Here is a 14,962-nt window from a genome sequence, read left to right as displayed (position 1 = left end):
GACGAGTTCCAATTAACCAGATTTATATCTCCACCAAATTGCCGTTCTTAGAGATGGATATCAAAAAAACAGAAATATACAAAATAAAACGGCACAGAATGTTTCTGTGCCGTTAATAAGAGGTGAAGATTATTTCAGAGTGCTAACCAGCGTTTTACGATCGTTTTCCAGCGTCACAACGCGGGAACAGACATCTTTGCCAAACTGCTGGAAGTCTTGTTCCTGATTCTTCCATTCGTTCTGAATTGAGGTCTGCAAACCACCGAGGCTTCCGAGTACGCCCTGCAGTGGATTACCACCGCCTTTGAGCACGGCTTTCGCCCCCATTTCGTTGATGCTGTCCTGCAAAATGCCGCCCATCGCCTGATTAACCAGCTGTTGTCCGTCCGCGCGGACCTGATCAATCGCCTTATAATGGAAAGTCAGGCCATCAGTTCGATGCTCGATGATGCGGTTCATCTGCTCTTTCAATTGCGCATCCAGCTTGGTTAAGCGGCCACGCATGTTGCTGCTTTCACCGACCTCTTTGGCGATGATTTTGTCCAGCGCCACGCGACCTTTCTCTACGCGCGCTCTGGCACCTTCGTCGATCCACGGCAGGCTGCTACGCAACGCCGCCTGATAATCTTTAGCCTGCTCACGCTGTGCGGCGTTCAGGTTGTACTGTTTACCGTTGAAGGTGACATCGCCAGCCTGGGTAATAACCAGGTCGCCATTCTCGCCCTTCACCTGCACCGTTTGTGGGCTCAAAATCACATCGTCACGCGGGGTGACGCTGCACTGGTAATCTGCATGTGCGGCCATCGCCGTGAACGTTAGGACTGCCGCCAGCAGCGTTTTGCGCATCATATCTTTCCCTCAATACAAATCGGGTCGGCATTTGCCGACCCTGTGCTACTTAGTCCCACCAAATATCGAAAAGTTCGCTGGTACGCACTTCTTCGAGTTTGTGCTCTTCCAGCCACTTACGCACGATTGCCTGGTGTTCTTCGGTGCATTTGCCGATTTCCTGCAGACAGATCAGACCTTCCCAGGCCAGATAGCCGCTGCCGTCAAAAGCCAGTTTGTTCGGTTCGATGACTTCATTGATAAAGTCATCAACGATTTGATCGACCTGCTCTCCAGATGTACCTTCCGGGAAACGCCATGCAACCGAAAATCCTACTTCCTGGAATTCTTCGATGTGCATCTTTTTACGCAGACGACGGCTACGGTTCTTTGCCATTATTTCACCCTCTCGAACATTAAGTCCCATACGCCGTGGCCAAGACGATGACCACGTTGTTCAAATTTGGTTACCGGGCGCGATTCCGGGCGCGGTACATAATCGTTACTCTCTGACTGGTTTTTATACCCGTCAATCGAGGACATCACTTCAAGCATGTGCTCCGCATACGCTTCCCAGTCGGTCGCCATATGGAACACGCCGCCCAGCTTCAGCTTACTTAAGATATGCTCAGCAAACGGTACCTGAACGATACGGCGTTTATTATGACGTGCTTTATGCCACGGGTCAGGGAAAAACAGCTGAACCATAGATAAAGAATTGTCAGGAATCATTTTATGCAGGACTTCAACGGCATCATGGCACATGACGCGCAGGTTCTCGACACCCTCTTCATGGGCTGAAGCCAGACACGCACCAACGCCAGGTGAGTGAACCTCAATGCCGAGGAAATTCTGTTCCGGACGCGCTTTCGCCATTGCAACCAGCGACGCTCCCATACCAAAACCGATTTCCAGCGTGACTGGCGCGTCACGGCCAAACAGTTCTGCGAAATCTACAGGCTCTTCGCTGAACTCAACGCCCATCACCGGCCAGTAGTTTTCCAGCGCGTGTTCCTGCCCTTTCGTCAGTCGCCCCTGGCGACGAACAAAACTACGAATCCGGCGCAGAGGGCGGCCGTTTTCATCAAATTCCGGTGAAATGACGTCGTTCTTCATAAAAGTTTAGTCTGCTGTGTTTGAGTTCTGAAAACGGGCATTATCCAAAGTTAGTTGCCGGATGCAAGTAAAGGAAGAAAGTGAGCAGCGGAAAGTTCCGGTTTACACCCCGTTGCCGCTGTGCTGCAATCTTGCCCCCGGCAATAATGAAACGGTAATCATGCAAGCGTCTCAATTTTCGGCTCAGGTTTTGAGCTGGTACGACAAATACGGGCGGAAAACGCTGCCCTGGCAAATTGACAAGACGCCTTACAAAGTATGGCTCTCTGAGGTAATGCTGCAACAAACTCAGGTTGCGACCGTTATCCCCTATTTTGAGCGCTTTATGGCGCGCTTCCCAACGGTAACGGATTTGGCCCATGCGCCGCTGGATGAAGTGCTGCATTTGTGGACCGGGCTGGGTTATTACGCCCGTGCGCGAAATCTGCATAAAGCCGCGCAGCAGGTTGTGACGCTGCATAGCGGTATATTTCCGCAAACCTTTGATGAAGTAGCCGCCCTACCTGGCGTCGGACGTTCAACCGCAGGCGCGATCCTTTCTCTCTCTCTGGGTCAGCATTTTCCGATTCTCGACGGTAACGTCAAACGCGTGCTGGCTCGCTGTTATGCTGTAAGCGGCTGGCCGGGTAAAAAAGAGGTCGAAAAGAAGCTGTGGGAGCTGAGCGAGCAAGTTACGCCGGCCCAGGGTGTTGAGCGTTTTAATCAGGCGATGATGGATTTAGGCGCAATGGTCTGTACGCGCTCAAAACCTAAATGTTCCCTGTGTCCGTTGGAAAATGGCTGTGTGGCGAGCGCCAATGCAAGTTGGGCGCTGTATCCCGGTAAAAAGCCCAAACAGACGCTACCGGAACGAACGGGCTATTTTTTACTGATGCAGCATGATGACGAAGTGCTGCTCTCACAGCGACCGCCCAGCGGCTTATGGGGTGGTTTATACTGTTTTCCGCAGTTTGACGACGAAGATGGACTGCGCAACTGGCTGGCGCTACGACAAATTAACGCAGATAATCTGAACCAACTTAATGCGTTTCGCCATACCTTTAGCCATTTCCACTTAGATATTGTGCCTATGTGGCTTCCCGTGTCTTCATTCACCTCATGCATGGATGAAGGCAACGCGCTCTGGTATAACTTAGCGCAACCGCCGTCGGTCGGACTGGCGGCTCCCGTGGAGCGTTTGTTACAGCAATTACGTGCCGGTACACACGTTTAACGTACCGGACGATAGAGAGGACTTTTTATGAGCAGAACGATTTTTTGCACTTTCCTGCAACGCGAAGCAGAAGGCCAGGATTTTCAGCTGTACCCGGGCGATCTGGGAAAACGCATTTATAACGAGATTTCTAAAGAAGCATGGGCGCAATGGCAGCATAAACAGACCATGCTGATTAACGAGAAAAAACTCAATATGATGAACGTCGAACACCGTAAGTTACTGGAACAGGAGATGATTAACTTCCTGTTTGAAGGTAAGGATGTGCATATTGAAGGCTATACGCCAGAATCATAAGAACCGTTGCCGGATGGCGCTGCGCTTATCCGGCCTACGTTTTAATCTGGTCCTTGCAAACAACAAACACAACACGCACTCCCGGAATGATGAAAAAATTTCTCGCGCTTGCCGTTATTGCGCCGTTGCTCATCTCCTGTTCCAGTTCGACCAAAAAAGGCGATTCCTATAACGAAGCCTGGGTCAAGGATACCAACGGTTTTGATATTCTGATGGGGCAATTTGCCCATAATATTGAGAATTTGTGGGGATTTAAGGAAGTGCTGATTGCGGGTCCGAAGGACTACGTCAAGTATACCGATCAGTATCAAACCCGCAGCCATATCAACTTTGATGACGGTACGATAACCGTCGAGACCATTGCCGGGACAGATCCCGCCGGACACCTGCGTCGGGCGATTATCAAGACATTGCTGATGGGCGATGATCCGGGTTCTATCGACCTCTATTCCGATGTCGACGACATTAAGATTTCCAAAGAGCCATTCCTGTACGGACAGGTGGTTGATAATACCGGCCAGCCCATTCGTTGGGAGGGGCGTGCCACCAACTTTGCCAACTACCTGCTGCAAACACGACTTAAAAGCCGCAGCAATGGCCTGCGTATCATCTATAGCGTGACGATCAATCTGGTGCCGAACCACCTTGATAAGCGCGCGCATAAATACGTCGGTATGGTGCGTCAGGCTTCACGTAAGTATGGCGTCGACGAGTCGCTGATTCTGGCTATCATGCAAACCGAATCCTCGTTTAACCCGTATGCGGTGAGCCATGCCGATGCGCTGGGACTGATGCAGGTGGTACAGCACAGCGCCGGGAAAGATGTGTTCCGCTCGCAAGGGCGCTCAGGCACACCAAGCCGTAGCTTCTTGTTTGACCCGGCCAGCAACATTGATACCGGCACGGCCTATCTGGCAATGCTCAACAATGTCTATTTAGGTGGTATCGATAATCCGACCTCACGCCGCTATGCGGTAATCACCGCGTACAACGGCGGTGCGGGCAGCGTGCTGCGCGTGTTCTCGAACGATAAAATTCAGGCCGCGAATATCATTAACAGCATGTCTCCAGGTGACGTTTATCAAACGCTGACCACCCGACATCCCTCTGCTGAATCACGCCGATACCTTTACAAGGTCAATTCCGCACAAAAATCCTATCGACGCCGCTAATGTATTCCTCTTCAGCCCCCTAAAACGGGGGCCTGAAGCACCAAAAATGTTAACTCCATCACTCTTTTGCTTTGCAATCAGAAATTGTTTGCAAATATTTGTCACAGGTAACAAAAAAAGAGTGCCTCTCATTGATAGAATCACATCATATAGCCACGGCAAATGTGCCTTTTAAAACATTCATCCGCATTACGGTGTGAGGAAATTAACATGAATCTTAAGCTGCAGCTGAAAGTTCTCTCGTTTCTGCAGTTCTGCTTATGGGGTAGTTGGCTCACTACCCTCGGCTCCTATATGTTTGTCACCCTTAAATTCGATGGTGCATCCATTGGCGCGGTGTATAGCTCGCTGGGGATCGCCGCCGTGTTTATGCCAACGCTGTTAGGGATCGTGGCCGATAAATGGATCAGTGCGAAGTGGGTTTACGCCCTTTGCCACTTGGTCGGCGCAGGAACGCTGTTTGCCGCAGCCGAAGTCACCACGCCAGGGGCAATGTTCTTTGTGATCTTGCTTAACTCCCTGGCCTATATGCCAACACTGGGGCTAATCAACACCATCTCCTACTATCGCCTGCAATCTGCCGGGATGGATATCGTTACCGACTTCCCGCCAATTCGTATCTGGGGCACCATCGGCTTTATTCTGGCGATGTGGGCCGTGAGCTTCTCCGGCTTTGAACTGAGCCATATGCAGCTGTATATCGGTGCGACATTGTCCCTGGTACTGGTACTGTTCACCCTGACGCTGCCGCATATTCCGGTTGCCAATCAGCAGAAAAACCAGAGCTGGACATCAATGCTCGGTCTGGATGCTTTCGCGCTGTTTAAAAACAAGCGTATGGCGATTTTCTTCATCTTCTCAATGATGCTGGGCGCAGAGCTGCAGATTACCAATATGTTTGGTAACACCTTCCTGCACAGCTTCGATAACAACCCACTGTTCTCCGGTAGCTTTATCGTGGAACACGCATCGGTGATGATGTCGATTTCACAGATTTCCGAGACGCTGTTTATCCTGACCATCCCGTTCTTCTTAAGCCGTTACGGTATTAAGAACGTGATGCTTATCAGTATTGTGGCGTGGATGCTGCGCTTCGGCCTGTTTGCCTACGGCGATCCAACTCCGTTCGGTACCGTGCTGCTGGTTCTGTCGATGATTGTTTACGGCTGCGCCTTCGACTTCTTCAACATCTCTGGTTCCGTGTTCGTGGAGAAAGAAGTACGCCCTGAAATCCGCGCCAGCGCACAGGGTATGTTCCTGATGATGACCAACGGTTTCGGTTGTATTCTGGGCGGACTGGTGAGCGGTAAAGTCGTTGAACACTATACGCTGAACGGTATTACCGACTGGCAGACCGTGTGGTTGATCTTCGCAGGTTACTCGCTGGTTCTGGCTTTTGCCTTCGTTGCGCTGTTTAAATACAAACACGTACGCGTTCCAGCAGGCACCCAGACTATCGCGCACTAACGTTTACGCAGAGAAAAGCGGGTTGCCAAAAGGTAACCCGCTTTTTTTGCACTTACTTCACCACATATCCATACAGACGCTTAATACCGTCTGCATCCGTTTCACTGTAAACTCCTTGCAGCTCCGGCGAGAAGCCTGGCAGCAGGTTTACGCCCTCTTCCAGCGCCAGGAAATATTGCTGTACCGCCCCACCCCATACTTCGCCCGGTACCACGCACAGCACGCCCGGAGGATAAGGCAGCGCACCTTCCGCCGCAATGCGGCCAGCTGCTTCACTAATCCGCACCAGTTCAACATCACCACGGATAAAAGCGCTGTTCGCATCCTGTGGGTTCATCGCCACGGCAGGTAAACTTTCCTGACGGAACATCGCTTTTTGCAGATCTTTCACATCAAAGCTGACGTACAGTGAGTGCATCTCCTGGCACAGTTCACGCAGCGTGTAATCCCGATAGCGTACCGGATACTTGTTGAAGATAGTGGGCAGCACATCTGCCAGCGGCGTATCGTCTTCAATATGCTGCTCAAACTGCGCCAGCATCGCCACCAGTTGCGCCAGTTTCTCTGCGCTTTCTGCCGGGGTCAGCAGGAACAGAATCGAGTTAAGGTCGCATTTCTCCGGTACGATGCCGTTTTCACGCAGGTAATGCGCCAGAATCGTCGCCGGAATACCAAACTCGGTATATTGCCCGGTTTGTGCGTCAATGCCCGGAGTGGTTAACAGCAGTTTGCAAGGGTCAACGAAATACTGGTCACGCGCGTAGCCGGAAAAACCATGCCATTTAGCACCCGGTTCAAAGCTAAAGAAGCGGCGCTCGCTGGCAATCACCTGCGTCGGATAGCTTTCCCACGGTTTGCCATCAACTACCGGGGGAATAAACGGCTGAATCATCTTGCAGCGGGTAAGTATCGCTTTACGGGCCTCAATGCCCAGCGTCACACACTCCGCCCATAGCCGACGGCCGCTCTCGCCTTCATGGATTTTGGCGTTAACATCCAGCGCCGCAAACAGCGGGTAAAACGGACTGGTGGAAGCATGCAGCATAAATGCATTATTCAGACGCTTATGCGGGCAGAACCGCGCCTGACCGCGAATATGGTTATCCTTTTTGTGGATCTGCGAAGTTTGCGAGAATCCGGCCTGCTGTTTGTGTACCGACTGGGTGACAAAAATCCCCGGATCGTTAGCATCAAGCTCCAGCAGCAGCGGTGACCCATCGGCCATCATCGGAATAAATTGCTCGTAACCGACCCATGCGGAGTCAAACAGGATGTAATCACACAGATGACCGATCTTGTCGATCACCTGCCGGGCGTTGTAGATCGTACCGTCATAGGTGCCGAGCTGAATGATCGCCAGACGGAACGGGCGCGGTTGATCGGCCTTTTGCGGCGCAACCTCGCGAAGTTGCTGGCGCAGATACTCCTCATCAAAGCAGTGCTCGTCAATACCACCAATAAAGCCAAACGGATTACGCGCCGCTTCCAGATACACCGGCGTCGCACCCGCCTGGATCAGCGCACCGTGGTGGTTCGACTTATGGTTATTACGGTCAAACAGCACCAGATCGCCGCGCGTCAGCAGCGCATTGGTTACTACTTTATTGGCAGCAGAGGTCCCGTTCAGCACAAAGTAGGTTTTATCCGCGTGGAAAACTTTCGCGGCAAATTTCTGCGCATGTTTCGCCGAGCCTTCATGAATCAGCAGATCGCCAAGCTTAACGTCGGCGTTGCACATATCCGCGCGAAACAGATTCTCGCCAAAGAACTCGTAGAAATGGCGCCCCGCGGGATGCTTTTTAAAGAACTCACCGTGTTGATGTCCTGGGCAGGCAAATGTGCTGTTCCCCATCTCGACATACTGAGTCAACGTGTCATAGAACGGCGGCAGCAAATCTTCTTCATACTGACAGGCAGCAGACTCCAGCTCCAGCCAGTCCTGCGCCTGACCGCGAATGACCGCATTCACGCCCGCCGGCAGATCAACATCCGACTCTGCGAACAGAAACACGGGTATATGAAAACCGGTGCGTTTCAGCAAAGCAAGGATCCCGCTGCGGCTATCCGCAACGGTAATGACGACTGCCGCAACGTCAGTAAAATCAGTACTGTCCAGCGACACCACCTGACGATGGCTGGACAGACGAGAAACCAGTTCTCCACTGGCGGCAATTTTCATTGATTTCATAAGCGCAATAACCCGTTTCGGGAAAATCAAAAGTCCCGGACAAAGCCATATTGCTTTGCCCACGAAATGACAGGTCAAACTGGTTACCAGCCCCGACCGCCAGACATCAGTAAAAGCAGATAGCCTCTGATTTTACTGTTATCCTGCAGTGAGCGTGCGCTGCCCTCACCGCATGGTGGGAGCGTAAAGATAAGTCGCAGGAAGGGGCAAACGTCGCGCAAAAAGGCGATGTTGAAGGCGATGTAGGGGGAGTAATATCATCCCAGGCAGCCCCATTCAGACAGGAGAAAATTCGCGCAATCATGGCACCTTTCACTTTCAGGCGCAAGATAAAATCCGGAGCCTGAACCTCACAGATAAACAAGCAATCCGCCTGTCAATCGCGGCATAATAATGCAATCTGAAAACATATTTTACCCAGAGAATTGCCTTTAGCATCAAGACGATAATGGGTATGCAGGAGCAAACGTGGTAATTGGACCCTTTATTAATGCTGGCGCCATTTTATTTGGTGGTGTTCTCGGCGCACTACTCAGCCAGCATTTACCGGAACGCATTCGTGCCTCCATGACCTCCATATTCGGATTGTGCTCTTTGGGAATTGGTATTTTGCTGGTTATCAAATGCGCTAACCTACCGGTGATGGTCCTGGCTACGTTGGTCGGTGCATTAATTGGTGAGTTCTGTTATCTGGAAAAAGGGATCAATACCGCGGTTGCCAAAGCGCAGCAGCTTTTCACCCGGTCGGATGCCAACACCACGCACGAATCCTTCATCCAGAGCTATGTGGCCATCATCGTGCTATTTTGCGCCAGTGGTACCGGGATCTTCGGGGCGATACATGAAGGGATGACCGGCGATCCGAATATTTTAATCGCCAAGTCGTTTCTTGATTTCTTCACGGCCATCATTTTTGCCTGTTCATTAGGTATCGCGGTATCGGCAATTTGTGTACCAATGCTGGCAATCCAGCTAACGCTTGCCACCTGCGCGGCAATGATTTTGCCCCTGACGACGCCAGCCATGATGGCCGATTTCAGCGCCGTAGGTGGGCTACTGTTGTTGGCAACCGGTTTACGTATTTGTGGAATCAAAATGTTTGCGGTTGTGAATATGCTTCCTGCCCTTCTGCTGGCAATGCCGCTTTCCGCCGCGTGGACGGCATTTTTTGCCTGAGGATGCGTGCAATAGCAACAATGTGGTGATAGATTGTGCAGTCTGCGTTGATTTGAAGAAATTTCGTTGACGAAACGAAGCGAATCGGTTTTAATGCGCCTCGTTGCCCGGATAGCTCAGTCGGTAGAGCAGGGGATTGAAAATCCCCGTGTCCTTGGTTCGATTCCGAGTCCGGGCACCACTATTTAGAAGAACCCGCCTATGGCGGGTTTTTTGCTTTTGGCGAAACGGACTCTTCATCGAACTTCGTTCGATTATTCGCCGCCAGCGGCTCACCCCTTCGGGGCCAGCGCGACAAGCGCGCTGTTCAACGCTTACAGCGTTAGTCCGAGTCCAGGCACCACTCACGCCCAAAAGGCGGGTTTTTGCTTTTGGCGAATAATCACTATTCTCTCCTCACCGAACTTTGTTTCAACAGCGCATAACGATTAAGAAGCTGATTAATCCGCATATCGAGTTGCTGATACAAAGCGGGTGATACACTTCCCTGCTTTTTTAACTCCTCATCAATTTGACGCAATAACTCTTCTGTCGGCGGCGATTGGTCAAGCTGGCGGCGGATAGTGAAAATGGCTGATTTCAGCTCCGAACCCGTCAGATATTTACCTTTACGTTCATCAAGCGAATTTAGCTGGGCAGTTAACGCCTCCAGCCCCTGCTGGGCATGATGCCAGTTTTGCAGAGCACTTTCCGGCAACGCTTCCGTGTTTAACTGTTTCTGTAATCCATTGGCGAATACCGTAGTCTGCGATTCTTCCGGCCACAGGGTGACTAACTGCTGTGCTAATGATGCGGCATATTCTCTTGACCACAAAGGTGACAGGCGATGTAAAACGTCCAATTGCCCTTGCGTTGCGGCGATTAATTCCTGTTTCTTCTCCTTCAAATCTGAGGAATGTTTCAATGTGGACAATTGTTCAGGTGTCAGCCCCCGTGGCAATGGCTGAACCAGTTCAAATCTGTCGGCCCACATAGGGCTGATTCCAAGAAAAGCGCCTGTACTCACCACTGCCGTAACCATGACACCGATGGTGAATCCCAACCACATTCGCCGGGGTCGATGAACGGTTTGAGTAGCAAACTCTGCTGCGCTTGATTGATCGGGCGACGATGCCTCATTAACCACAAAGACCAACTGTGGCAAAGACGTCTCAGCGTGATTAGTCGTACCTGAAGCCGGTATCATCACAGCGGTGGATCCCGAATCCGCTTCAGACTTCTCCAGGCGTAAAGCTGCGTTATGCATCCAGGTAACGACTGCGTCTAGTTTACTTAACGTTTTTAACTCAAGGCGTTGCAGCACCTCACAGACATGTTTCAGACTCTGCTCAACCCGATACACCATCGATAAATCCGCATATGACAACGTTAGCGTGCGTAATTCTTGCTGTAAACGAGCTGACAGCCATGCCAATATTTCAACGCGGGCATGGGTTTGCTGCGGCCATATTACGCTCCAGTGATGCGTCAGTAATGCCTCCAGCAGTTCCGCGCTTTCGGCTAGCCCAGCCAGACCTGCGCTACGAATTCTGGCGACGGTATACCAGGCCAGTGTTTGCAGTTCGACTCCGTTATGACGAAACAGCGCCAGGCTTAACTGTTCCACCTTTTGCCAGTCAACGTCCGGGCGTGCGGGGTGAGTCAGCTTGCTGATTTCATCGCGTAACTGACCAAACTCCGTGAAAGCACGCGGATCGTCGCCGGTGCTGATGCGATTCTTTTCCATGTCAGTACACTCCCGTCTCAAGCCACCCCTGCTTCTTAAGATGACGAATAAGAACCCGCCCCTCAGGGGTAAAATCAGTGCCATAGCGCACAATGCCAAGATCATGAAGTTCCGCATCAATGGAATAACGCAAATGCCCCGGCATTTCCTGCTCCTGCATCGTTACCTGAATGTCTTTTAGTCGCGGTTCATACTTCAACAAAACCTGAGAAAGCGTGCTGATAAGCTGATGTGCTGTTCCCGGCATACCCTGGAGGATTTTGGTCATATCCGGCAGACCATAATCGGGTAAATGTTTGAGGCTACCGGCACGAGTATTCAAAATGCGCTGCATATTATCGAGGACGGACAAGATGACCTGCGTATTTTCGCTGACTGCGTGCAAAGGAAAACCACCGGAAAAATTACCCAGCAAGATGTCATAAAGAGAAGGCTGTTTAATCATTACTCATCCTCCTGCATCAGGAGAACCAGAGCCTGAGAATTTAATTCAATCACTCGCGCCTTATCAGGATCGAGATCTTCACGACGTAATACCACACGCCATGAATCTTCAGACTGATCGGGAGAAATAAACATTCCCGCCACGGCAACATATTGCGCTTCGTTCTCGAGTGGGATATCGACAGTTACGCTTTCACCAGGTCGTACCCGAACATCTCTCTGAGCCAATAAATCTGCTTTCACCACCGTACTATCTTGCGCAAATAAGGACTGATAATTAGCCGAGTCAAATGCTTTTCGATCTTTGAGTTGGTAAATACGCACGACCGTCGAAAGCGCTATGCCCTGCGCATTTTTATTTGCGGCTTCTCTGGCGGAAAGATCCAAATGCAGGGTTTTAATTTCCTTATAAAAAATCGACTTCGTTAATGACACGGTACCTTCAGATACTTTTTGTGTCAGACCACACCCAGTAACTAAACTGACCAATCCGGTTATTACGGCAAAATTAATAGCGATAATCGCCAGTCTCATCGGCTTCCCTCCGTTGAACATGTTGAGTAAGGCTCTGCCAAAGCCCAAGCTTAATTGTTATAAATTGATTCTTATCTTCCTGGTTATCCAGACGCATCACAGCCGTGCGGCCAAGCTGAACTGCGTGCTCGCTTTTATTACTGGTAAGATGAGCATCCGGAAGCACCGTTCGAGGAATGCGTAATTGCAGTCTCGCATTCACTCTGGCACCTAAATAAACGTGCATCAGCGCGAGAAAATCATGGTAAAGCTGGCCACCCGGTAACCATTCGCGAGCTTCATCGGGAACGTCCGTTGTAAGCGTAATTAGCACCTGACTGTTAATATCTACGGCGCTACGTCCCATCACCGGACGAGAATGGAGGCTAATGGGTTGCCGCACACTCATTTTTAACGCCTTATCCAGCAGGATTAAGCGTTTATCATGAGGGGTCACGGTGGTATTTGTTGTTGGCGATAATAAAGAAACCAGCGCGGATATACCTTCTGCCGTACGCGTTGGCATTCTCATTATTCCCAGCAGCGCCAAAAAACGTGATATCGGGGTAGCTGTTTGTGTGGCGCACCCCTGAATTCCCAGCCCAGTCAACCCCAGCAAATATTGTGAAGTCTCATCTGTCGCGCCTGAGCGAAAAGTCGCTGGATAGCTGTATTTACGCCAGATTCGATAAAATTGCGTAATTAAGCGATGGTTAAAAATATCCAGAAACTCAGCGGCAACGTCCGCACCTTCCTGACGCTGGGCAATATCATCCTGATAGGTTGTCGGCAGCGGCGATTCCACGCCATACAGCCCCATAAAAGTGACACGAACCGTTGGTGGAAGTGTGGGTTGCTGCGGATCATATTCTGCACTTTTTAGTTCACCCGCCGGGAATCCCATCCCCGGATGAGGGCGAAAACGAATAGTATCGAAACGTGGGCTTTGTTGGCTTCCGGGACAGGGCGCTTGTGGATCCCACTGTTCCAGCAACTGACAGAAACGATAAAAATTAGTACGGGGCAGGTGTTCGCCAAGGCTCGTTAGCAACCGGGTAGTCGCTGATTGTGATTCTCTTTCCATCGCAAGCTTTTCCCTGCCGGCTGTATGATTAAAGTAAGCTGATTAAACAAATGAATATCCGCATACAATGCAAAAAAGCGGTTAAGCATTTCACCAAACAGATGAATATCGCCTTCGCCTGTAAATCCGTTTTCATCAAGCGTTACTTCGATGTCCACACCACGGAGTAGAAATCCTTTTTCAAAGCGCTGTATTTCATGTTGTTGAACATCCATGATCGCATCCAGACGACGATAATTAAGTTCATCATCCTGCCAGTTATAGAGAGACAACGTTCCTTTGAGCACTTCAGCGCTGGCCATCATATTCAGAAAGCTGGATCCCAGGTGACTCAACACTCGCCAGTGAAAACGATCCTCAGCGGGAGGGTAAGCAGGTAGCGTCGGTTTAGACAGATTGCGCACGGCAAGCGGCGTCTGGAGGATCTGCTCACAACGATTGAGCAATGTACTTTGCAAAGCTCGCCGCGGTAGCTGACCGTTTGTTCCGGTCACTTTCAAAGACAAGGTTTCATACTCAGCAAGGCGCTCCCGCTCCCAGGCATCTCCGCCGAGGATCAGCCATGTATCATACAACCCGGATACGCCGCGTCTGACACGCGTATGGTAATAACGCTCGGGTGCGTTTCGGCGCATCATGCCTCCCTTGTGGCGAAAACTGGTGAAAGGGGCATAAACGGCGTTACGCGTTCGCTGTGATCCTGAAACCGCATCGACTGCATAAATTTCCGTGTGGCCATCTTGCAACCTTCGCGGACGCAGCAAATATTCGCTTTCCAGACCATTAACTACCAGCGGATCGGCTTCGATAGTGAAAAGATTAATAACCGGAACACAATGAAGACGAATGTTTTCACTCCCCACAGGAAGCTCAGAATCCCACTGTTGAGTCAGTATCACTTCTATTTCAAAGCAGTCTATACCCTCAGGAAACGATATTTTTTCCAGACCGTTAAGATGGACAAACATAAATTTTTCGCGGAACGTAAAATACTCAAGCAATAATTGCCAGCCGCCAAACGCCGTATCGCCTTTTGGCCACAAACTGTCTTCATCGGCAAATCCACCCGGGGAAAAGAAACCCTCCAGCCGAATACGTTCTACGCTGTTGGGGAGTCTCAAATAAAGAGAAGCCAGACGCTTTGTCAAAGCCAGGTGCAACGCGTGGGTTACCGGCGCGTCACCGCTGAGGTAAAGGCTGAGACGCGTCAGATCAGTTTGCGACCAGTCCATCTGTGGATTGCACTTTATTTGTAGACGGATGACCGAGCGCCCATCAGGTTCGGCATCAATATTCACCGCCGCGACAGACAGCGGATTGAGCGTGACGGGCTGGGTAGTACGATACTGACATACCGTTTTTTTAGGGCCAACGGGCTGTGACAATACGCCAAACCTCGCGTTAATCCGCTCGCTCATTTTCAGCACATCAATATCAGGTAAAAGCTCGACAATACTTAAGGAGGGAATGGTACGTAAATAATGTGGCCACAGCAGACTCATCACCCCTTCGGTAAATTCAGGGAGATGATCGTCTATTTTGGCGCGCAATCGCCCCATCGAAAATGCAAAACCTTCAAATAACCGTTCCACATAGGGATCGGGAATGCCGGCTTTATCCAGATCCAGCATCGCTGCACGATCCGGATGCGCCTGCGCAAACTCTTTTGCCGCTTCCCTTAAATAACGCATTTCCGCGTCATAATAACGCAGAGTTAAATCTTCCATTTCACAGTTCG

Annotated in this window: 14 protein-coding genes and 1 tRNA gene; 6 read left to right on the top strand and 9 right to left on the bottom strand. The window is 50.7% G+C overall.

Features of this window, described 5'->3' with window-relative positions:
• Window positions 1–129: 129 nt before the first annotated feature.
• Genes LY264_RS03960 through trmB form a run of 3 tightly spaced genes read right to left on the bottom strand, consistent with a single transcriptional unit; the run spans window position 130 to window position 1,944 of the window.
• Window positions 130–849, bottom strand: a complete 720-nt coding sequence (locus LY264_RS03960; RefSeq protein ID WP_003825409.1) for a YggN family protein — start codon at window positions 847–849, stop codon at window positions 130–132.
• 49 nt (window positions 850–898) lie between these two features.
• Window positions 899–1,225, bottom strand: coding sequence for a YggL family protein (locus LY264_RS03955; RefSeq protein ID WP_003027115.1), 327 nt, complete (start codon window positions 1,223–1,225; stop codon window positions 899–901).
• Window positions 1,225–1,944, bottom strand: coding sequence for a tRNA (guanosine(46)-N7)-methyltransferase TrmB (gene trmB, locus LY264_RS03950; protein WP_003825406.1), 720 nt, complete (start codon window positions 1,942–1,944; stop codon window positions 1,225–1,227). The genes LY264_RS03955 and trmB overlap by 1 nt, the downstream gene beginning before the upstream one ends.
• 160 nt (window positions 1,945–2,104) lie before the next feature.
• Here trmB and mutY point away from each other — a divergent pair, with 160 nt between their 5' ends.
• The 4 genes from mutY (at window position 2,105) to LY264_RS03930 (ending at window position 6,093) form a co-directional block, all read left to right on the top strand.
• A complete protein-coding gene (gene mutY / locus LY264_RS03945; protein ID WP_048225861.1) occupies window positions 2,105–3,157 on the top strand; it encodes an A/G-specific adenine glycosylase in 1,053 nt (350 codons plus the stop codon).
• 27 nt (window positions 3,158–3,184) lie between these two features.
• The gene (locus tag LY264_RS03940; RefSeq protein ID WP_003027126.1) at window positions 3,185–3,454 is read left to right on the top strand and encodes an oxidative damage protection protein; all 270 of its coding nucleotides are present in this window, start codon (window positions 3,185–3,187) and stop codon (window positions 3,452–3,454) included.
• Between the two features lie 86 nt (window positions 3,455–3,540).
• Window positions 3,541–4,626: a membrane-bound lytic murein transglycosylase MltC gene (gene mltC, locus LY264_RS03935; RefSeq protein ID WP_008785777.1), complete on the top strand. Its 1,086-nt coding sequence runs from the start codon at window positions 3,541–3,543 to the stop codon at window positions 4,624–4,626.
• Window positions 4,627–4,836: 210 nt separating this feature from the next.
• A complete protein-coding gene (locus LY264_RS03930; RefSeq protein WP_008785778.1) occupies window positions 4,837–6,093 on the top strand; it encodes a nucleoside permease in 1,257 nt (418 codons plus the stop codon).
• Window positions 6,094–6,145: 52 nt separating this feature from the next.
• On the opposite strand, the gene LY264_RS03925 is transcribed toward LY264_RS03930, so the two are convergent.
• Entirely contained in the window at window positions 6,146–8,281 is a 2,136-nt protein-coding gene (locus tag LY264_RS03925) for an ornithine decarboxylase (RefSeq protein WP_048225505.1), read from the bottom strand.
• 468 nt (window positions 8,282–8,749) lie between these two features.
• On the opposite strand from LY264_RS03925, the gene LY264_RS03920 reads away from it, so the two are divergent.
• Both LY264_RS03920 and LY264_RS03915 read left to right on the top strand, forming a co-directional pair.
• Window positions 8,750–9,457: a DUF554 domain-containing protein gene (locus LY264_RS03920; protein ID WP_048215570.1), complete on the top strand. Its 708-nt coding sequence runs from the start codon at window positions 8,750–8,752 to the stop codon at window positions 9,455–9,457.
• A gap of 105 nt (window positions 9,458–9,562) precedes the next feature.
• A tRNA-Phe gene (locus LY264_RS03915) sits at window positions 9,563–9,638 on the top strand.
• A gap of 204 nt (window positions 9,639–9,842) precedes the next feature.
• Here LY264_RS03915 and LY264_RS03910 read toward each other — a convergent pair.
• From LY264_RS03910 to tssF, 5 genes are read right to left on the bottom strand one after another with little or no spacing between them, the layout of a single operon-like run.
• A complete protein-coding gene (locus LY264_RS03910; protein WP_071692262.1) occupies window positions 9,843–11,183 on the bottom strand; it encodes an ImpA domain-containing protein in 1,341 nt (446 codons plus the stop codon).
• 1 nt (window position 11,184) lies between these two features.
• On the bottom strand, window positions 11,185–11,628 hold the full coding sequence (gene tssE, locus LY264_RS03905; protein ID WP_003825386.1) for a type VI secretion system baseplate subunit TssE: 444 nt from the start codon (window positions 11,626–11,628) through the stop codon (window positions 11,185–11,187).
• The gene (gene tssJ, locus LY264_RS03900) at window positions 11,628–12,161 is read right to left on the bottom strand and encodes a type VI secretion system lipoprotein TssJ (protein WP_071692261.1); all 534 of its coding nucleotides are present in this window, start codon (window positions 12,159–12,161) and stop codon (window positions 11,628–11,630) included. Before tssJ ends, tssE begins: the two co-directional genes overlap by 1 nt.
• Window positions 12,136–13,224: a type VI secretion system baseplate subunit TssG gene (gene tssG, locus LY264_RS03895; protein ID WP_071692260.1), complete on the bottom strand. Its 1,089-nt coding sequence runs from the start codon at window positions 13,222–13,224 to the stop codon at window positions 12,136–12,138. The genes tssJ and tssG overlap by 26 nt, the downstream gene beginning before the upstream one ends.
• Window positions 13,185–14,951 (bottom strand): type VI secretion system baseplate subunit TssF, encoded by a 1,767-nt coding sequence (tssF, locus tag LY264_RS03890; protein WP_071692259.1) that lies wholly within the window; start codon window positions 14,949–14,951, stop codon window positions 13,185–13,187. Before tssF ends, tssG begins: the two co-directional genes overlap by 40 nt.
• Window positions 14,952–14,962 lie beyond the last annotated feature (11 nt).

The organism is Citrobacter portucalensis (assembly GCF_023374935.1).
In the GTDB taxonomy this organism is placed as follows: domain Bacteria; phylum Pseudomonadota; class Gammaproteobacteria; order Enterobacterales; family Enterobacteriaceae; genus Citrobacter; species Citrobacter portucalensis.
The sequence above is the reverse complement of the archived record's forward strand: the minus strand, read 5'-3'. Positions and strand labels throughout refer to the sequence as shown.

What these genes read in the sequence shown, in the direction of transcription:
- LY264_RS03940 (WP_003027126.1), top strand. Translation starts at nt 3,185, where the DNA reads ATGAGCAGAACGATTTTTTGCACTTTCCTGCAACGCGAAGCAGAAGGC.
- mutY (WP_048225861.1), top strand. Translation starts at nt 2,105, where the DNA reads ATGCAAGCGTCTCAATTTTCGGCTCAGGTTTTGAGCTGGTACGACAAA.
- tssE (WP_003825386.1), bottom strand. Translation starts at nt 11,628, where the DNA reads ATGATTAAACAGCCTTCTCTTTATGACATCTTGCTGGGTAATTTTTCC.
- LY264_RS03955 (WP_003027115.1), bottom strand. Translation starts at nt 1,225, where the DNA reads ATGGCAAAGAACCGTAGCCGTCGTCTGCGTAAAAAGATGCACATCGAA.
- LY264_RS03925 (WP_048225505.1), bottom strand. Translation starts at nt 8,281, where the DNA reads ATGAAATCAATGAAAATTGCCGCCAGTGGAGAACTGGTTTCTCGTCTG.
- mltC (WP_008785777.1), top strand. Translation starts at nt 3,541, where the DNA reads ATGATGAAAAAATTTCTCGCGCTTGCCGTTATTGCGCCGTTGCTCATC.
- tssF (WP_071692259.1), bottom strand. Translation starts at nt 14,951, where the DNA reads ATGGAAGATTTAACTCTGCGTTATTATGACGCGGAAATGCGTTATTTA.
- tssJ (WP_071692261.1), bottom strand. Translation starts at nt 12,161, where the DNA reads ATGAGACTGGCGATTATCGCTATTAATTTTGCCGTAATAACCGGATTG.
- LY264_RS03910 (WP_071692262.1), bottom strand. Translation starts at nt 11,183, where the DNA reads ATGGAAAAGAATCGCATCAGCACCGGCGACGATCCGCGTGCTTTCACG.
- LY264_RS03930 (WP_008785778.1), top strand. Translation starts at nt 4,837, where the DNA reads ATGAATCTTAAGCTGCAGCTGAAAGTTCTCTCGTTTCTGCAGTTCTGC.
- tssG (WP_071692260.1), bottom strand. Translation starts at nt 13,224, where the DNA reads ATGGAAAGAGAATCACAATCAGCGACTACCCGGTTGCTAACGAGCCTT.
- trmB (WP_003825406.1), bottom strand. Translation starts at nt 1,944, where the DNA reads ATGAAGAACGACGTCATTTCACCGGAATTTGATGAAAACGGCCGCCCT.
- LY264_RS03960 (WP_003825409.1), bottom strand. Translation starts at nt 849, where the DNA reads ATGATGCGCAAAACGCTGCTGGCGGCAGTCCTAACGTTCACGGCGATG.